Source organism: Pseudomonas sp. FG86 (assembly GCF_057808775.1).
Map to the genome: position 1 here is coordinate 180,024 of NZ_JBMDIS010000005.1, position 18,698 is coordinate 198,721.

General features: G+C 62.5%; 18 protein-coding genes. 11 read left to right on the forward strand and 7 right to left on the reverse strand.

Annotation, left to right across the window (positions count from 1 at the left end; genetic code table 11):
• Window positions 1-84 precede the first annotated feature (84 nt).
• Window positions 85-870 (forward strand): outer membrane protein OmpK, encoded by a 786-nt coding sequence (locus ACODSV_RS05445; protein WP_024076652.1) that lies wholly within the window; start codon window positions 85-87, stop codon window positions 868-870.
• 116 nt (window positions 871-986) lie between these two features.
• Here ACODSV_RS05445 and ACODSV_RS05450 read toward each other — a convergent pair whose 3' ends face one another.
• Complete coding sequence (locus ACODSV_RS05450; RefSeq protein ID WP_069076727.1) at window positions 987-2,135, reverse strand: patatin-like phospholipase family protein; 1,149 nt, start codon at window positions 2,133-2,135, stop codon at window positions 987-989.
• Between the two features lie 43 nt (window positions 2,136-2,178).
• Window positions 2,179-3,111 (reverse strand): lipid A biosynthesis lauroyl acyltransferase, encoded by a 933-nt coding sequence (locus ACODSV_RS05455; protein WP_150055375.1) that lies wholly within the window; start codon window positions 3,109-3,111, stop codon window positions 2,179-2,181.
• A gap of 119 nt (window positions 3,112-3,230) precedes the next feature.
• Here ACODSV_RS05455 and minC point away from each other — a divergent pair, with 119 nt between their 5' ends.
• The 7 genes from minC (at window position 3,231) to ACODSV_RS05490 (ending at window position 10,013) form a co-directional block, all read left to right on the forward strand.
• Window positions 3,231-3,968: a septum site-determining protein MinC gene (gene minC / locus ACODSV_RS05460; RefSeq protein WP_024076655.1), complete on the forward strand. Its 738-nt coding sequence runs from the start codon at window positions 3,231-3,233 to the stop codon at window positions 3,966-3,968.
• A 201-nt stretch (window positions 3,969-4,169) separates the two neighbouring features.
• The gene (minD, locus tag ACODSV_RS05465) at window positions 4,170-4,982 is read left to right on the forward strand and encodes a septum site-determining protein MinD (RefSeq protein ID WP_003175251.1); all 813 of its coding nucleotides are present in this window, start codon (window positions 4,170-4,172) and stop codon (window positions 4,980-4,982) included.
• Window positions 4,983-4,985: 3 nt separating this feature from the next.
• Entirely contained in the window at window positions 4,986-5,240 is a 255-nt protein-coding gene (gene minE / locus ACODSV_RS05470) for a cell division topological specificity factor MinE (RefSeq protein WP_003175252.1), read from the forward strand.
• Between the two features lie 96 nt (window positions 5,241-5,336).
• Entirely contained in the window at window positions 5,337-5,972 is a 636-nt protein-coding gene (locus ACODSV_RS05475) for an RluA family pseudouridine synthase (RefSeq protein WP_003192838.1), read from the forward strand.
• Between the two features lie 170 nt (window positions 5,973-6,142).
• Complete coding sequence (locus ACODSV_RS05480) at window positions 6,143-7,432, forward strand: M18 family aminopeptidase (protein WP_024076656.1); 1,290 nt, start codon at window positions 6,143-6,145, stop codon at window positions 7,430-7,432.
• Window positions 7,433-7,594: 162 nt separating this feature from the next.
• Window positions 7,595-7,771 (forward strand): hypothetical protein, encoded by a 177-nt coding sequence (locus tag ACODSV_RS05485; RefSeq protein ID WP_017845812.1) that lies wholly within the window; start codon window positions 7,595-7,597, stop codon window positions 7,769-7,771.
• 73 nt (window positions 7,772-7,844) lie between these two features.
• Complete coding sequence (locus ACODSV_RS05490; protein ID WP_150055000.1) at window positions 7,845-10,013, forward strand: mechanosensitive ion channel family protein; 2,169 nt, start codon at window positions 7,845-7,847, stop codon at window positions 10,011-10,013.
• A gap of 303 nt (window positions 10,014-10,316) precedes the next feature.
• Here the strand turns inward: ACODSV_RS05490 and ACODSV_RS05495 are convergent, their stop codons facing one another.
• The 5 genes from ACODSV_RS05495 to ACODSV_RS05515 form a co-directional block, all read right to left on the reverse strand.
• The gene (locus ACODSV_RS05495; protein ID WP_024076658.1) at window positions 10,317-10,538 is read right to left on the reverse strand and encodes an MbtH family protein; all 222 of its coding nucleotides are present in this window, start codon (window positions 10,536-10,538) and stop codon (window positions 10,317-10,319) included.
• An 82-nt stretch (window positions 10,539-10,620) separates the two neighbouring features.
• Entirely contained in the window at window positions 10,621-12,033 is a 1,413-nt protein-coding gene (locus ACODSV_RS05500) for an aspartate aminotransferase family protein (RefSeq protein ID WP_150056334.1), read from the reverse strand.
• Window positions 12,034-12,248: 215 nt separating this feature from the next.
• Window positions 12,249-13,016 (reverse strand): N-acetylmuramoyl-L-alanine amidase, encoded by a 768-nt coding sequence (locus ACODSV_RS05505; RefSeq protein WP_150055913.1) that lies wholly within the window; start codon window positions 13,014-13,016, stop codon window positions 12,249-12,251.
• Window positions 13,017-13,142: 126 nt separating this feature from the next.
• Window positions 13,143-14,462, reverse strand: a complete 1,320-nt coding sequence (locus tag ACODSV_RS05510; protein WP_041160988.1) for an ATP-binding protein — start codon at window positions 14,460-14,462, stop codon at window positions 13,143-13,145.
• On the reverse strand, window positions 14,462-15,157 hold the full coding sequence (locus tag ACODSV_RS05515; protein ID WP_024076662.1) for a response regulator: 696 nt from the start codon (window positions 15,155-15,157) through the stop codon (window positions 14,462-14,464). The genes ACODSV_RS05510 and ACODSV_RS05515 overlap by 1 nt, the downstream gene beginning before the upstream one ends.
• 177 nt (window positions 15,158-15,334) lie before the next feature.
• Between ACODSV_RS05515 and dsbD the strand changes: the two genes are divergently transcribed.
• Genes dsbD through dsbG form a run of 3 tightly spaced genes read left to right on the forward strand, consistent with a single transcriptional unit; the run spans window position 15,335 to window position 18,659 of the window.
• Complete coding sequence (gene dsbD / locus ACODSV_RS05520; protein WP_069076731.1) at window positions 15,335-17,062, forward strand: protein-disulfide reductase DsbD; 1,728 nt, start codon at window positions 15,335-15,337, stop codon at window positions 17,060-17,062.
• Window positions 17,062-17,922: a TlpA disulfide reductase family protein gene (locus ACODSV_RS05525; protein WP_024076664.1), complete on the forward strand. Its 861-nt coding sequence runs from the start codon at window positions 17,062-17,064 to the stop codon at window positions 17,920-17,922. Before dsbD ends, ACODSV_RS05525 begins: the two co-directional genes overlap by 1 nt.
• Entirely contained in the window at window positions 17,898-18,659 is a 762-nt protein-coding gene (dsbG, locus tag ACODSV_RS05530; RefSeq protein WP_024076665.1) for a thiol:disulfide interchange protein DsbG, read from the forward strand. Before ACODSV_RS05525 ends, dsbG begins: the two co-directional genes overlap by 25 nt.
• The last annotated feature ends 39 nt before the right edge of the window (window positions 18,660-18,698 follow it).

The following is an 18,698-nucleotide window of genomic DNA, read 5'->3' on the forward strand; positions in this document are numbered from 1 at the left end:
GATTTTTGCAGCGAACCAAAAGGCGCCACACCAGAGCGCCTGCGTAGAAGAAAAACCATAAAACTTTAACTCGGGAGCAACCGAATGAAACCTATGTTCAAGGGCCTGATGCTGGCGGGATCGCTGCTGGCCGGTGGCCAAGCCGTGGCCGGTGACTTGTTGCAGTGGCAGAACAACAGCCTGACTTACCTGTGGGGCAAGAGCTTCACGGTTAACCCGCAGATCCAGCAAACCGTCACCTTCGAACATGCCGACGCATGGAAGTACGGCGACAACTTCTTCTTCCTCGACCGCATCTTTTATAACGGCAAGGAAGACGGCAACGTCGGCCCGAGCACTTACTACGGCGAGTTCAGCCCACGCTTGTCGTTCGGCAAGATCCTGGACAAGGACTTGTCCTTCGGCCCGATCAAGGATGTGTTACTGGCCTTCACTTATGAGTTCGGCGAAGGCGATAACGAATCGTACCTGCTCGGCCCTGGCTTCGACCTGAACATCCCAGGCTTCGACTACTTCCAGCTGAACTTCTACCAGCGTCAGACCGAAGGCAATCGCCCGGGTGACGGCGTATGGCAGATCACTCCGGTATGGGCGTACACCCTCCCCGTTGGCAACTCCGACATCCTGATCGACGGTTTCATGGATTGGGTGGTGGACAACGACAAGAACGCCCGTGGCACTTACCACGCCAACCTGCACTTCAACCCACAGGTCAAATACGACCTGGGCAAGGCGCTGCATTGGGGCGATAAGCAGTTGTATGTGGGTTTTGAATACGACTACTGGAAGAACAAGTACGGGATCGAGGATTCCGGGGCGTTCAAGACCAACCAGGACACGGCGAGCTTCCTGGTCAAGTATCACTTCTGACCGAACATCGCAGGTCAAAATGTGTCAGGGGCAAGCCCCAATGCCAGTCAGTTAAGCGTACAGCGCCTTCTGTAGGAGCGATAACTGACTGGTATTTGGGCTTGCCCCTCCCACATTCAGATAGGCGGCAGGCCTAAGAACCGGGTGATTTCTTCACGCTTGGCCAACGCATCTTTCCTGCCCAATTCAATCAACTCGCTGCAATACCCCGCTTCGAACAACAAGTAACTCAGCACCCCTGCCCCACTCGTCTTGGTCGCCCCCGGCCCGCGCAGGAACAAGCGCAATGCCGCGGGCAATTCCTGACGATGCCGCGCCGCGATTTCATCGATCGGCTGGCTCGGCGCAATCACCAGCACGTCCACCGGGGCCAGGCCGCGGGACGCGCTGTCGGCAGGCTGAAAATGGCTGAACTGGTTCAAACGCTCCAGCAACTCGATATCACTTTCCAGGCTGTCGATGAACGTGCTGTTGAGCATATGCCCGCCAATCTGCGCCAGGGTCGGTTGCTGGCCCGTGAAGACGCGCGGTGTCGCCGCCTCGTTGCCCCGTGGGTTGCCACTGACCCCCACCACCAGCACACGGCTGGCCCCCAGGTGCAAGGCTGGACTGATGGGTGCCGACTGTCGCACGGCGCCATCGCCGAAATATTCCTGGTCGAGTTTCACCGGGGCAAACAGCAAGGGGATCGCCGAACTGGCCAGCAGGTGTTCAACCGTCAGTTGGGTCGGCACGCCGATACGGCGGTGGCGCAACCAGGCGTCGATGGTGCCGCCGCCCTGATAGAAGGTCACCGCTTGTCCGGACTCATAGCCGAACGCGGTCACCGCCACCGCGTGCAGATGCTTCTCGCGGATGGCCTCATCGATGCCCTCCAGGTGCAGCTTGTCGTGGAGCAGCTCGCGCAGCGGCGAGCTGTTGAGCAGCGCCACCGGCACTTGGGCGCCCAGGCCCAGCAGGCTGTGAAAACAGAAACGGCTGGCCTGGTGAATCACCCCCGGCCAGTCGCTGCGCAGCACCCGATGGCTGCGAAAGCCCTGCCAGAACGCGGTAAGACGCTGGATCGCCGCCGTGAAGTCCATGGCGCCGCTGGCCAGGCTGACCGCATTGATCGCCCCGGCCGAGGTGCCGACGATGACCGGAAAAGGATTCGGCGCCCCCAACGGCAGCAACTCGGCAATCGCCGCCAACACCCCCACCTGATACGCCGCTCGCGCTCCGCCGCCGGAAAGAATCAAGCCTGTGACCGGTTCAGCTGGGCGCATTGCATCACTCCATGTGGGGCCAACAGGGGAAGGTCAGGTGTTATCAACGACGTTTTTCGTACAGCTTGGGTTCGCCCGGTGGCCGGCTCTTGAAGCGGCGGTGGGTCCACAGGTATTGCTCGGGGCATTCACGCACCGAGGCTTCGACCCAGCGGTTGATGCGCAGGCAGTCGACTTCGTCGCTTTCGCCTGGAAAGTCGGTCAGCGGCGGGTGGATCACCAGGCGGTAACCGCTGCCATCGGCCAGGCGCTCCTGGGTGAACGGCACCACCAGCGCCTTGCCCAGCTTGGCGAACTTGCTGGTGGCGGGCACGGTGGCGGCCTGGATGCCGAACAGCGGCACGAAGATACTTTGCTTGGCGCCGTAGTCCTGGTCCGGCGCATACCAGATGGCACGGCCGGCGCGCAGCAGCTTGAGCATGCCGCGCACGTCTTCGCGCTCGACGGCCAGGGAATCGAGATTATGCCGCTCGCGACCACGGCGCTGGATAAAGTCGAATAAGGGGTTGCCGTGCTCGCGGTACATGCCATCGATGGTGTGCTTCTGTCCCAGCAAGGCTGCGCCGATTTCCAGGGTAGTGAAGTGCAGGGCCATGAGGATCACGCCCTTGCCATCCAACTGCGCCTGCTTGAGGTGTTCCAGGCCCTCGACGTGAGCCAGGCGCGCCAGGCGCTGGCGCGACCACCACCAGCTCATGGCCATTTCAAAGAACGCGATACCGGTGGAAGCAAAGTTTTCCTTGAGCAGCTTTTTGCGCTCCGCGGCGGATTTTTCCGGGAAGCACAGCTCCAGGTTGCGCGCGGCGATGCGGCGACGCTCGCCGGCCACGCGGTACATGCCCGCACCCAGCAGGCGACCAATGGCCAGCAACGCGCGATACGGCAATTGAGTGATCAGCCACAGCAGGCCGAGTCCCAGCCATAACAGCCAAAAACGCGGGTGAAAAAATACAGCACGAAAACGCGGGCGATCCATTACAGATTCCGGTAAAGACAAGGGCCGCGCATTCTACAACGGTTCGACTCGGCTTGCGGCCAGTGGATGTTCTCGTTATAAGTCTCGACACTTTTCGTGACAAGCCGCTTTTGCCGACCATGAGCCAAACCGAACCGCTAGACCAAGATCCCGTGTTCCAGCTGAAAGGCAGCATGCTCGCCATCACCGTGCTGGAACTGGCCCGCAATGACCTCGATGCCCTGGACCGCCAGCTCGCCGCCAAGGTCGCCCTGGCGCCGAACTTCTTCAACAATGCCCCGCTGGTGCTGGCCCTGGACAAGCTGCCGGCCGGCCAAGGCGCGATCGACCTACCCGGCCTGATGCGCGTATGCCGCTCCCATGGCTTACGCACCCTGGCGATTCGTGCCAGCCGTATCGAAGACATTGCCGCCGCCATCGCCATTGAACTGCCAGTACTGCCACCGTCCGGCGCACGCGAGCGTCCACTCGATCCGACGGAAGGTGAAGTGAAGAAAAAACCGGAAAAACCGGCGGAACCGACGATCAAGCCGACAAAGATCATCACCTCCCCCGTACGCGGCGGGCAGCAGATTTACGCCCAGGGCGGCGACCTGGTGGTGATCTCATCGGTCAGCCCCGGCGCGGAACTTCTGGCCGACGGAAACATCCATGTATACGGCCCGATGCGCGGACGTGCGCTCGCCGGTATCAAGGGTGACACCAAGGCACGTATTTTTTGCCAGCAATTGACCGCTGAACTCGTGTCCATCGCAGGCCAGTACAAGGTTTCAGAAGATTTGCGCCGCGATCCGCTGTGGGGGGCTGGTGTACAGGTCAGCCTGTCGGGCGATGTGTTGAACATCATCCGTCTTTAACGGATACTGCCGCATTTTCCAAGCATCTCTAGACTCTGATAGCACAGCGAAACTGGCAAGACTTGCGTAGGAATAATTGGAAGTTGGCGTTTCCCCTCCGGGAACCCCATCTTTTCCCTACAAAGGCTGTCCGCCTGCAGCGAGTTCCAAGAGATGTTTTTCAGGGGCTGAAAAGTCCTTTTTCCTTAGGGGTGAAACACCTTGGCCAAGATTCTCGTGGTTACATCCGGCAAGGGTGGTGTGGGTAAGACCACCACCAGCGCCGCTATCGGTACCGGCCTCGCACTGCGCGGCCACAAGACAGTCATCGTCGACTTCGACGTCGGTTTGCGTAACCTCGACCTGATCATGGGCTGCGAACGCCGCGTGGTGTACGACTTCGTCAACGTCGTCAATGGTGAAGCCAACCTGCAACAGGCCCTGATCAAGGACAAACGCCTTGAGAACCTGTATGTACTGGCCGCCAGCCAGACCCGTGACAAAGACGCACTGACCAAGGAAGGCGTCGGCAAAGTCCTCGCCGAGCTGAAGGAAACCTTCGAATACGTGGTGTGTGACTCCCCGGCCGGTATCGAAACCGGTGCTCACCTGGCGATGTACTTCGCCGATGAAGCCATCGTGGTGACCAACCCGGAAGTGTCCTCGGTACGTGACTCGGACCGTATGCTGGGCCTGCTGGCCAGCAAGTCCAAGCGCGCCGAAGAGGGTCAGGACCCGATCAAGGAACACCTGCTGCTCACCCGCTACAACCCTGAGCGTGTCAGCAACGGCGAAATGCTCGGCGTTGAAGACGTGAAGGAAATCCTTGCAGTGACCCTGCTGGGCGTGATCCCGGAATCCCAGGCAGTTCTGAAGGCATCCAACCAAGGCGTGCCGGTGATTCTTGACGACCAGAGCGACGCCGGCCAGGCGTACAGCGATGCGGTCGATCGTCTGCTGGGCAAGACCGTGGAACATCGCTTCCTCGATGTTAAGAAGAAGGGATTCTTCGAGCGTATCTTTGGAGGCAACTAAACAATGAAATTTCTCGACTTCTTTCGCGCCAACAAAAAGCCAAGTACCGCGTCGGTAGCGAAAGAGCGTCTACAGATCATCGTGGCGCACGAACGCGGCCAACGCAGTACACCGGACTACCTGCCAGCCTTGCAGAAGGAATTGGTAGAGGTGATCCGCAAGTACGTCAATATCGGCAACGATGACGTGCATGTCGCCCTGGAAAACGACGGCAGCTGCTCGATTCTGGAACTCAATATCACCCTGCCTGATCGTTGATCGAAAGGGCGGTCGCCACGGCGGCTCCGTCACCCTGATGCCTTTGCGGGCATCGGGTGGTCGAGCCGCCGTTGGCGTTTGTTACGAGGCTGTTTAATGCCGTTGTCCAACATCCATATTCTTCATCAGGACGATGCCGTCCTGGTGGTGAACAAGCCGACTTTGCTGCTCTCGGTGCCTGGCCGCGCCGATGACAACAAGGATTGCCTGATCACCCGCCTGCAGGAAAACGGCTACCCCGAAGCCCGCATCGTCCATCGCCTGGACTGGGAAACCTCGGGCATCATCCTGCTGGCCCGGGACGCCGATACTCACCGCGAGCTGTCTCGCCAGTTTCACGATCGCGAAACCGAAAAAGCCTACACCGCCCTGGCCTGGGGCCAGCCGGCACTGGACAGCGGCAGCATCGACCTGCCCCTGCGCTATGACCCGCCGACCAAGCCGCGGCATGTGGTCGACCACGAATTCGGCAAACATGCGCTGACCTTCTGGAAGGTGCTGGAACGTTGCGGCGACTGGTGCCGAGTCGAGTTGACGCCGATCACGGGGCGTTCCCACCAGTTGCGGGTGCACATGCTGTCCATCGGCCACCCCTTGCTCGGCGATGGCCTGTACGCCCATGAACAAGCCCTGGCCGCCTGGCCACGCCTGTGCCTGCACGCGAGCATGCTGAGCTTTACCCACCCGCAAAGCGGCGAGCGTTTGCGCTTCGAGTGCCCAGCCCCGTTCTAAAGCTGCAAACACAGTAAATGTGGGAGGGGGCAGCCCCCGATTGCGGAGTGTCAGTCACTGTATTTGTTGACTGGGCCACTGCAATCGGGGGCAAGCCCCCTCCCACATTTGTGCTGTGCACTTCTTGCCATCGGACGGTAAACTCCGCGCATTGCTGTCTGGAGCTATTTATGCGCGAAGCGTTGAATCAAGGCCTGATCGACTTCCTCAAGGCCTCCCCTACTCCTTTCCATGCCACCGCGGCCCTGGCCCAGCGCCTCGAAGCCGCCGGTTTCCAGCGTCTCGACGAGCGCGAAACCTGGGCCACCGAAGCCAACGGGCGCTATTACGTCACCCGCAACGATTCCTCGATCATCGCCTTCAAGCTCGGCCGTCACGCGCCACTGCAAGGCGGCATCCGCCTGGTTGGCGCCCACACTGACAGCCCGTGCCTGCGGGTCAAGCCGCAGCCTGAGCTGCAACGCCAGGGCTTCTGGCAGTTGGGTGTGGAAGTCTACGGCGGTGCGCTGCTGGCGCCGTGGTTCGACCGCGACCTGTCCCTGGCCGGGCGCGTCACCTTCCGCCGCGACGGCAAGGTCGAAAGCCAACTGATCGACTTCAAGCTGCCCATCGCGATCATCCCCAACCTGGCCATTCACCTGAACCGTGAAGCCAATCAGGGCTGGGCGATCAACGCCCAGACCGAGTTGCCGCCGATCCTCGCGCAGTTTGCCGGCGATGAACGCGTGGACTTCCGCGCCGTGCTCACCGAGCAACTGGCCCGCGAGCACGGCTTGAACGCCGATGTGGTGCTCGACTACGAGCTGAGCTTCTACGACACCCAGAGTGCTGCCGTGATCGGCCTGAACGGCGACTTCATCGCCGGCGCACGCCTGGACAACCTGCTGTCGTGCTACGCCGGCCTGCAAGCCTTGCTCACCAGCGAGACCGATGAAACCTGCGTGCTGGTGTGCAACGACCACGAAGAAGTCGGTTCCTGCTCGGCCTGCGGTGCCGACGGCCCGATGCTGGAACAGACCCTGCGCCGCCTGCTGCCTGAAGGTGATGAATTCGTACGCACCATTCAGAAATCGCTGTTGGTTTCAGCCGACAACGCCCATGGCGTGCACCCGAACTACGCCGAGAAGCATGACGCCAACCACGGGCCCAAGCTGAATGCGGGCCCGGTGATCAAGGTCAACAGCAACCAGCGCTACGCCACCAACAGCGAAACCGCCGGTTTCTTCCGCCACCTGTGCATGGCCGAGGAAGTCCCGGTACAGAGCTTCGTGGTGCGCAGCGACATGGGCTGTGGCTCGACCATCGGCCCGATCACTGCCAGCCACCTGGGCGTGCGCACCGTGGACATCGGCCTGCCGACGTTTGCCATGCATTCCATCCGCGAGCTGTGCGGCAGCCATGACCTGGCGCATTTGGTCAAAGTACTCGGCGCGTTCTACGCCAGCCACGACCTGCCCTGATCCAAAGGCTGAATGCAGTTAAACAGGTGGGAGGGGCGGTGCGATGATTCGACTTGCCCCCTCCCACATTTGGCTTCGCGTACATCTGATCTATGTCACCTGCATTTCCCACAATCCCACCTAGACTTGTCACTATTCCCACTCTGACAAGGCCATCGCCTCATGATCACCATGTCCTCCTTCCACGCCATGCTCATCCCTATCCTGATCGGCATGATCATGCTCGCGGTTGGTTTTAACTTTCGTGACAAGCCCCTGGGTGTGTTCGGCATGTGGATCGGCATGCTGTTGATCCTGGGCACCGTGGTCTACAAGATCCTCGCCAAACTGGCCGAATGACAAATGCACTCGCATTGGGCATAGCGGCCTCGTACACTCGGTCAACTCGTCGTTTCCAAGGTTGACCGCCTCCGTGCTTTCCCGTCTGTTCGCTCTGCCCTGCTACCTGCTGATCGCCCTGCTCACGCTGCTGCCGCTCGCACCTGCCCAGGCCGTGAGCTTGCCCGGCATGCTGGGCGCCGCCAACAAGCCCCAACCCCAGGCCGATGTGCCCCTGGGGCAGTCGTTGGACGAGGTGATCAAGACCCTGGAAAACGACCAGCAGCGCACCCAACTGCTGAGCGACCTGAAGAAGCTGCGCGAAGCCACGCAAAAAGCCCAGCCGGCCGCCGAACAAGGCGTGCTCGGGTTGATCGGCAGCACGCTGTCGGACCTTGAGCAACAATTTTCCGGGGACGACAGCCCGATCAGCCGCTGGTCCAACGAGGTTGACCTGGCCAAGGATGAACTGAGCGCACTGATACTGCCGGCCAATGAATGGCTCCCCATCATTTTCGGTTTCGCCGTGATCCTGGCGGTGTGGAGCCTGCTCGCCGCCGCGTTGATCTGGCTCAGCCACCGCGTGCGCGAGCGCTTCGGCCTGCCCGAGGAATTGCCACAACACCCGCGCACCTGGGACATGCTGCGCTTCGCCCTGCGCAAGCTGGGGCCTTGGCTGATCGCCCTGGTGATCACCGTGTACCTGAGCTATGCACTGCCGTCGTCCCTGGGCAAATCCCTGGCAATGGTGCTGGCCTACGCACTGGTGGTCGGTACGTGTTTCTCGGCGATCTGCGTGATCGCGTTCTCCCTGCTCGACGGCCCGCACCGCCACCGCGCGTTGTATATCCTGCGGCACCAGGCGTTCCGTCCACTGTGGTGGATCGGTAGCTTTGCCGCCTTTGGCGAAGCGTTGAGCGACCCCAGGCTGGTCACGGCGCTCGGCCAGCATTTGGCTCATACCGCAGCGACCGTGGCCAATGTGATGGCTGCGCTGTCCACCGGTGTGTTTATCCTGCGTTTTCGCCGGCCGATTGCGCACCTGATCCGCAACCAGCCGCTGTCCCGACGCCTGACCCGCCGCGCCCTCAGCGACACGATCGAAATCATCGGCACCTTCTGGTTCATCCCGGCCCTGCTGCTGGTGGGTATCTCGCTGTTCGCCACCTTCGTCTCGGCCGGCGACACCAGCACCGCCCTGCGCCAGTCGCTGCTGTGCACCGTGTTGCTGGTGCTGTGCATGGTGATCAACGGCCTGGTCCGACGCCACGCGCTCAAACCGCAACGCGGGCACAAGCGCCATGCGCTGTACTCCGAGCGCCTGAAAAGCTTCGTCTACACCCTGGCCCACCTGGCGGTATGGCTGGCATTTATCGAGCTGGGGCTGCGAGTCTGGGGCTTGTCGCTGATCCGCTTTACCGAAGGCGATGGTCATGAAGTCGCCGTCAAGCTGTTCGGCCTGGCGGGCACCCTGCTGTTCGCGTGGCTGATCTGGATTCTCAGCGACACCGCGATCCTCCACGCCCTCACCCGCTCGCGCAAAGGCCTGGCCAATGCCCGTGCGCAGACCATGATGCCGTTGATCCGCAACGTGCTGTTCGTGACCATCTTTATCATCGCGGCCATCGTTGCCCTGGCGAACATGGGCATGAACGTCACGCCACTGCTGGCCGGTGCCGGTGTAATCGGCCTGGCCATCGGTTTTGGTGCGCAGTCGCTGGTGGCGGACTTGATCACCGGCCTGTTCATCATCATCGAGGATTCCCTGGCCATCGATGACTACGTCGACGTCGGTGGCCACCTCGGTACCGTCGAAGGCCTGACCATCCGCACCGTACGCCTGCGCGATATCGACGGCATCGTCCACACCATCCCATTCAGCGAAATCAAGAGCATCAAGAACTACTCGCGGGAGTTCGGCTACGCGATCTTCCGGGTCGCGATCCCCTACAACATGGACATCGACAGCGCGATCAAGCTGATACGCGACGTCGGCCATAAAATGCGCAACGACCCGCTGCAGCGTCGCAATATCTGGTCGCCCCTGGAGATTCAGGGCGTGGAGAGCTTCGAGTCGGGCAGCGCGATCCTGCGCGCACGCTTCAAGACCGCGCCGATCAAGCAGTGGGAAGTGTCGCGGGCGTTCAACCTGTCACTCAAGCGCCATCTGGACGAAGCCGGGCTCGACCTGGCCACGCCGCGCTTGAGTGTGCAGGTGGTGACAGGGGCTGCGGGTGGGCTGGAAAAAGACAAGAACGTATAAGGGGTACAGGCCTGTTGTGGGAGCAGACCTGTTGTGGGAGCGGGCCTGTTGTGGCGAGCGGGCTTGCCCCGCGTTGGGCTGCGAAGCAGCCCCAATCAAGAAGCACTCGGTGTATCAGGTACAACTCAGCGGCTGGTCTTGGGGCTGCTGCGCAGCCCAACGCGGGGCAAGCCCGCTCGCCACAACAAGCCCGCTCGCCACACATCAAGCCAGCCTTCCACATCAAGCCTATCTGCCACATCAAGCCTACCTTCCACATCAAGCCCGCCTTCCACATCCAGCAGGCTTGCCCCAGGTTTTGTGTCAGCCCAGCGCGGCGCCGTCCATCTTCTGGCGCAGGCTCAGCGGGCGCATGTCGGTCCAGGTTTCCTCGATATAGGCCAGGCACTCTTTCTTCAGGCCGCTCTTGCCCACGGTACGCCAGCCTTCCGGCACGGCCTTGTAGTCGGGCCAGATGGAGTACTGTTCTTCATGGTTGACCACTACTTGGAACAGGATGTCGTCGCGGTCAAATACTGAGGTCATTGCGGTTCTCCGTCGCTCAAAGGCTGGCTGCGCACCACGCGCAGCGCTGATATCTGTAGAAACGTACCAAGACGTTGAAAAATTAGAGGCTGGCGACCGCCGCCGCCAATGCACGCCCGAAGATCTCGGCGACGCGGTCGATTTCCACGGCCGTGATCACCAGCGGCGGCAGGAAGCGCACCACGCCGCCATGTCGGCCACCCAGCTCCAGGATCAGGCCGCGCTTGAGGCATTCACGCTGTACCAGCGGTGCCAGTTGGCGATGCACCGGTGGGTGGCCCTGGATATCGAGGGGGCCGCGCGGGTCCACCAGCTCTACGCCGAGCATCAACCCACGGCCACGGATATCGCCCAACTGCGGGAAGTCGCGCTGCAGGAGGCGCAGGTGCTCGCCGAGGCGCTCGCCCATCGCCGCCGCATGGCCGGCGAGGTCATGGTCCTTGAGGTAGCGCATCACCGCCGACCCCGCCGCCATGGCCATCTGGTTGCCGCGGAAGGTTCCGGCATGGGCGCCGGGCAGCCAGGTGTCGAGCCAGTCGCGGTACACCACCACCGCCAACGGCAGGCTGCCGCCGATGGCCTTGGACATCACCACCACATCCGGGATGATCCCGGCGTGTTCAAAGGCGAACATTTTGCCGGTGCGGCCGAAACCGCTCTGGATCTCATCGACAATCAACGCCACGCCGGCCTGCTCGGTGATACGGCGCAAACCGCGCAGCCAATCGAGATCGGCCGGGATCACGCCGCCCTCGCCCTGCACCACTTCGACGATCACCGCCGCCGGCAACAACACCCCGGCTTCCGGGTCGGTGAGCAGGTTTTCCAGGTAATGCAAGTTGACCCGAACCCCTTGCGCGCCGCCCAGGCCGAACGGGCAGCGGTAGTCGTAGGGGAACGGCAGGAACTGCACGCCATTACCGAGCAACGCCCCCAGGGGTTTCTTCGGACCCAGGCTGCCCATCAGGCTCAAGGCACCCTGGCTCATGCCGTGGTACCCACCCTGGAACGACAACACCGTGCTCCGGCCGGTGGCGGTGCGCACCAGTTTCAACGCGGCTTCCACCGCATCGGTGCCGGTGGGGCCGCAGAACTGGATCTTCGCTTCACGGGCCAATGCTGGCGGCAACAGGCCGAACAGGTCCTGCACGAACTGGTCCTTGACCGGCGTCGTCAGGTCGAGGGTGTGCAACGGCAATTCATCGCTCAGCACTTGCTGGATGGCGGCGATCACCACCGGGTGGTTATGCCCCAACGCCAAGGTGCCGGCGCCAGCCAGGCAGTCGATAAAGCTGCGCCCTTCCACATCCTCCACGTAGATCCCCTTGGCGCGCTTGAGCGCCAGGGGGATACGCCGTGGGTAACTGCGTGCATTGGACTCCTGCTGGCGCTGACGGGCCAGCAGCGGCGTTTCTTCGAACTGGTAGAGCGTTTCTGCGGGTGCCGGGCTGACAAGCGCCTGGGCGTCTTCGATACGGCTGGTAGCGACTGACATCTCTCGATCCCTCAATACGCTGATGATGGTGACCAAACTGCCGATCCGTTGGCGTCTGGCCCAAGGGCATGCGCACGGATTTCCTGTTCTGGAAACGCACCAGCGAGAGGAGGATTTAGGAGAAGTGATTGTTGACTGAGGCATGAGGATCAAAATGTGGGCGGGGCAAGTCGAATCGTCGCCCCGCCCCTCCCACCTTTGAACGGTGCGGGGCTTCAAAGCCCAAGGTACTTTTCATTCAAGGCATACAGAATCGCGCAGGTTTCGACATCCAGGAACCCGCAGTAATCCCGCGGCCGAAAGTGCATCTGAAATGCGCGGGTCCTCAGTTCAAACCCATGGCGGTTCTGCGCCGGCTTATAGCCGTAGCGCTGGAATGCCCGCTCCACCTCCACTTCAGGCGGTAAGCCGAGACAGAACCGGCGCTGGTACATGGCTCGCGTCGACTCGTCAAACCACGCCCCGATTCCCGCCTCGAACAAGCGGCGCCACGGCAGCCGGGGCCCCGGATCGCTCTTGCGCCCATAGGCCACATCCGAATGCCCGAGCACGTCGGTCGGCCCGATCTGGGGGTAACGCCCGAGAATGTCACGCAGCAACTCGATCAACACCTCGACCTGCTCCTCGGCGTAATAGGGAAAGGTAAACCCACTGGCGTCATCCCGCGCCTGATTGACGATTTCGATGCCAATCGAGCGACTGTTGAGGTTATCCCGGCCCCCCCATTGGCTCACCCCGGCATGCCAGGCACGCTTGTCCTCGTCCACCAGGCGAAACACGCGCAATTCGTCATAGCCGGCCTTGCGGTAGCCGGGCTCATCGGGGTCGGGCAGCAAGTAATGCGCACTGACCCCGTTCCGGGTCAGGGTGTGCAAGGAGGAGGCGAAGGGTGCCGCGGTGTAATGCAGGATCACTTGGCGCACAGGTTCGCCATTGCGTTCGTTGAAGTCCCGGGAGGGAAAACTGGTATCGATCACCAACATAAGAGCTGTCCTTTTCAACACAGGCCGAGTCATTCAGCCCGTTCAAGCGCAAAAAAATTACCGCCATCCTGAAGGGTTGAACCTCAGGAGGGCGGTAACTATGTGTGACACTTGAAAAAAGGGTGATCAGCGCCGCAGGGGCATGCCCAGGTCAACTCGCAGGCCATCCGGCTGGCTGTCGAATGTCAACGAGCACGAACAGCGCTGCACGATCGCTTGCACGATCGCCAGGCCCAAGCCGCACCCTTCGCTGTTGCCATTGCGCCAGAAACGCTGGGTCAGGTATTGCAGGTCTTCGGCGGATATCTGCGTGCCATGGTCACGCACACGAAACACCACCTGGTCGGCGGTGGTGGATACATTGAGTTCCACCCGGGTAGCCGCCGGGGTGTGGCGCAGGGCGTTGTCCAACAGGTTGCGCAGGGCCGCAACCGCCAGGCCCACCGGCATTTCCACCGGGGCACTTGAGAGGTTGTCCGGCAGGATCAGGTCGATCCGCGAATTGTCACCGGCATTCGCGTCCTGGATCGCCAGCCGTGCAACCTCCTCGGCACTGGATTGCATGCCATCGTCAAACGACAGGCTGCCCTCCACCCGCGCCAGCAGCAGCAATTGTTCGAGGGTGCGGTGCAGACGGTCGGCGCCCTCCTCGGCGTGGGCCAGGGACTGGTCGCGGGCAGCGCCCTCGGTCATGCGGGCCACTTGCAAGTGGGTCTTGATCGCCGTCAGCGGGCTGCGCAACTCGTGGGCGGCGTCGCCGGTGAGGCGGCGTTCGCGCTCGATGGTCTTGGCGATGCGTTGCAACAGTTGGTTTTGCGTGTCGAGCAGCGGCTTGAGCTCGCTGGGCAGCGGGTGGATCTGCAACGGCTCAAGGGAGTCAGCACTGCGGCGCATCAACGCGTCACGCATGCGGTTGAGCGGCAGCAGGCTCTGGCCGATGCCCAGCCACAGCAGGCACAAGCAGCCCAACAGGGCCACGCCCACCGGCACCGAGGCCGCCAGCAGGATCGACAGGTTCAAGGCTTCCCGCTCCACCTGGCGGTCGGCGGTGGTGATGAACAGGTCGCCACGGGCCAGGGTGAAGCTGCGCCACGCCGCGCCGTCGATGATCTGGTCACGGAAGCCACTGCGGTGGGATTCCAGGCCCTGGTCAGGGGTAGTGTGGCTGCGCGCCAGCACCTCACCGCGCAAGGAGCTGACCTGGCATGCCATGCCGCCCGGCACGTTGAGTTGTTCGGCACTGAAATGCTTGCCCTCGGCGGTGCTCGCCAGGCCGGGCATTTGCTCCATCAGACCGGCGACCATGCGCGCGGACGCCACCAGGCGCTGGTCGAGGGAAAACATCATTTGGTTGCGCAGATCGTTGAGCATCCAGGCAGCCGCCAGGGCCCAGATCAGCACAAAGGCGGCGCCGAGCTTGAACGTCAGCCGCAGTCGCAGGCTCATCACGAAACCTTCTCTCCCGCCTCGGCCGGGCCGCCATCCGCCGGCCCCAGGCGATAGCCCAGGCCGCGCACGGTCTCAACGATGCCATTGCCCAATTTGCGCCGCAGGTGGTGGATGTGCACGTTGAGCGCGTTGCTCTCCAGCTCGTCGTTGAAACCGTAGACGCTGTCCTTGAGCTGCTCGCTGGAGAGCACTCGGCCTTTGTTGTGCAGCAGGGCTTGCAGCAACGCTTGTTCGCGGCGCGACAAGTCCACAGGCTGCCCGCCCAGGAAGGTCTCGCGGCTGCTGGGGTTGTAGGTCAGTTGGCCATGCTCGATCAGGTTGACGCTACGCCCGGCCACCCGCCGCAGCAGGGTTTGCAGGCGCGCAGCGAGTTCGCGCAGGTCGAAGGGCTTGAGCAGGTAGTCGTCGGCACCGGCCTGCAGGCCGTCGACGCGGTTGGTTACCGAGTCGCGCGCGGTGAGGATCAGCACCGGGATCTCCAGGCCCTGGCTGCGCTGTTGCTGCAACAGCTTGAGGCCGTCTTCGTCGGGCAGGCCGAGGTCGAGCACCATGATGTCGAAGGTAGCCGCCTTGAGCATCGCCCGCGCCGCTGCCGCCGAGGCCACGCGCTCGACCGTAAAGCCCTGGGCGCCGAGGCCGGCCACGATGCCGCTGGCGATCAGTTCGTCGTCTTCACAGACCAGTACGTGCATGCTGAACCCTTCATGAAAGATGGGGGTGATTAAAAGTGCTGCGGATTAAGCAGCGATTATGCCGCGAAAAGAAGCCCCCTCAGACATTCCCTACACTTTAGAATAGCGCCCGGTTAATCATCGGTTAATCAACACCACACATTGTGTGCCTCACTTGCATCGAACTAAGGCTTGACCATGCGGCATTTGTTTATCGTTCTGCTGGCGTTATTCGCAGGGTTCGTCCAGGCCGCGCCGGGCAACCCATTCGAGACCAAACCCGACTTCCTCCCGGTGGGCAAAGCCTTCACTTTTACCTCCGAACGCCTGGAGTCCGGTGAAACCCAGTGGTATTGGCAGATCGCCGACGGCTATTACTTGTACCAGCAGCGCATGAAGTTCGACGGCCTGGCTGAAAAGCCGCCGCTGCCCCAAGGCGAAGCCCATAGCGATGAGTTCTTCGGCGAGCAGCAAGTGTATCGCCAGGGCCTGGAAGTGAAGATCCCCGCCGGGACCACCGGCAAGGTCAAGCTGGGCTGGCAGGGCTGTGCCGATGCCGGCCTGTGCTACCCGCCGCAGTCGATCACCGTGGACCTGGGGGGCAACCCCGCCGTGGCCGCTACCGCCGAAGCCCAGGACCAGAGCCTGGCCAGCGGCCTGCAACAACGCAGCCTGGGCTGGAGCCTGCTGGTGTTCTTTGGCCTGGGCCTGCTGCTGGCGTTTGCCCCTTGTTCATTGCCGATGTTGCCGATTCTCGCCGGGTTGGTGGTCGGCAGCGGTGCCAGCCCGCGTCGTGGCTTTGCCCTGGCCGGCAGTTATGTCGTGTGCATGGCGCTGGTGTATGCCGCGCTGGGCGTAGTCGCCGCCCTGCTCGGCAGTAACCTCGCCGCGCTGCTGCAAACCCCGTGGATTCTGGGCAGCTTCGCTGCGTTGTTTGTGATCCTGGCCCTGCCGATGTTCGGCTTCTTTGAACTGCAACTGCCGGTGGCCCTGCGCGACCGCCTGGACAACGTCAGCCGTAACCAGAGTGGCGGCAGCCTGATCGGCGCCGGAGTACTCGGCGCCCTCTCCGGCCTGCTGGTCGGCCCGTGCATGACCGCGCCCCTGGCCGGTGCGCTGCTGTATATCGCGCAAAGCGGCAATGCCCTGCACGGCGGCCTGATCCTGTTCGCCATGGGCATCGGCATCGGTGTGCCGCTGTTGCTGCTGGTGACCGTGGGCAACCGCTTCCTGCCCAAGCCGGGCACCTGGATGAATGTGCTCAAGGGGATCTTCGGCTTCCTGTTCCTGGCCACCGCCATACTGATGATTCGTCCGGTCGTCGATGAAGCCCTGTGGCTGGGCCTGTGGGGTGTACTGGCCTTGGCCATGGCCTATTGCGGCTGGCGCCTGGCACAGGATTTCGGGCGTGTCGCCATGCTGTCCGGCGCCGGTTCCGTGGTACTGGGGTTGTGGGGCGGCCTGCTGCTGGTGGGCGCGGCAGGTGGCAGCGATGACCTGTGGCAACCGTTGAAGGTCTACAGCGGCTCGCGCGCTGTCGCCGGCCCTACCGCCCACGACGCGTTCATGACCATCAACGACCCAGCCGTGCTGCAAAGCCAGCTCGACAGCGCCAAGGCCCAGGGCCAATGGGTGCTGGTGGACTACTACGCCGACTGGTGCGTGTCGTGCAAGATCATGGAGAAACAGGTATTCGGCAAACCCGAAGTCCTCGACGCCCTGAAGGACGTGCGCCTGCTGCGCCTGGATGTCACCGCTGACAACGCCGCCAGCCGCGAGCTGCTCGGCCGTTACAAGGTGCCAGGGCCGCCGAGCTTCGTGTGGATCGGCCCTGACGGTGAAGAACGGCGTGCCCAGCGCATCACCGGCGAAGTGGATGCCGCGGCCTTCCTGCAACGCTGGACCCAGACCCGGGGCGCCCTCTGATGCTGACCCTGACCATCGGCACCTTCGCGATCGCCCTGAATCACATCCTGCTGATCAGCGCGCTGATTCTCGCCACCCTGGTGGGCTGGCGCGTGGCCAAGCGTGGCGGGGAAAACCCCGAGTCGGTGCTGTTCAGCCTGTTCCTGCTGGGCATGCTCAGCGCGCGGGTCAGCTTCGTACTGATGTATTGGAGTTACTACAGCAACGACCCGCTGCAGATGGTCGACCTGCGCGACGGCGGCTTTCTGGCCTGGCCGGGCGTGATCGCGCTGATCCTCGGCGCGCTGCTGTACGGCTGGCGCCGCCCGGCCCTGCGCAAGCCGCTGAGCGCCGGGGTAATCACCGGCCTGGTGTTCTGGGGCATGACCAGCCTGTCCCTCAGCGTGTATGAAAAAGGCACACGACTGCCAGACATCACCTTGCGCACCGCCAACGGCGAGGTGGTGCAATTGGCCGACTATCAAGGCGGGCCGCTGGTGATCAACCTGTGGGCCACCTGGTGTCCGCCCTGCCGTCGCGAAATGCCGGTACTGGAAAGCGCCCAACGCATGCGCCCCGACGTGACCTTCCTGTTCGTCAACCAGGCCGAGAGCATGCAAAGCGTCAGCACCTACCTGGCCACCCAGGGCCTGAACCTGGACAACGTGCTGTTCGATGCCAGTGGTCGCCTGGGCCAGGCCGTGGGCTCCATGGCCTTGCCGACCACGCTGTTCTACCAAGCCGACGGACGCCTGATCAACAGCCACCTCGGTGAACTGTCCCAGGCCAGCCTGGCCCGTGCCATGGAACCCTTCGACTCCGCCCCCGCCGCCACGGCCCCCTCAAGGAAACCGACATGCCCCGCCTCCGCCACCTGCTGACCCTGCTGCCACTGAGCCTGGCCGCCACCCTGGCCCAGGCCGAAGACTGGCCGGCACCGATCAAACAGATCGAAGCCAAGGGTGCCAAGATCATCGGCAAATTCGATGCACCCAGCGGCCTCACCGGCTACGCCGCGCAGTATCAGAACCGTGGCATGGCCCTGTACCTGACCGCCGACGGCAAAAGTGTGATCGCCGGCAACCTGTACGACGCCCAGGGTAATGACCTGAGCAGCGCGCCCCTGGAAAAACTGGTGTACGCGCCGATGGCCAAGGAAGTCTGGGCCAAGATGGAAAAGAGCCACTGGATCCAGGACGGCGACAAAAACGCCCCCCGCACCGTCTACCTGTTCAGCGACCCCAACTGCCCGTACTGCAACATGTTCTGGGAACAGGCGCGGCCATGGGTGAAAGCCGGCAAGGTGCAGCTGCGACATATCATGGTGGGGATTATTCGCGAGGACAGCCCAGGCAAATCCGCTGCGCTGCTGGCCAGCAAAGACGCGCCCAAGGCCCTGGAAGAACACGAAGCCGCCGGCAAAGGCAGCAAGCTCAAGCCGCTGGAGAAAATCCCGGCGGATATCCAGGCCCAACTCAATGCCAATATGCAGTTGATGGATGACTTGGAGTTGTCGGCAACCCCGGCGATTTTCTACCTGGATGACAAGGGTGGCTTGCAGCAACAGCAAGGCGCGCCGTCGCCGGATAAGTTGGTGAAGATTCTTGGACCGAAATAAGCCGCGCCTGGGCTGACGCCATCGGGAGCAAGCCCCCTC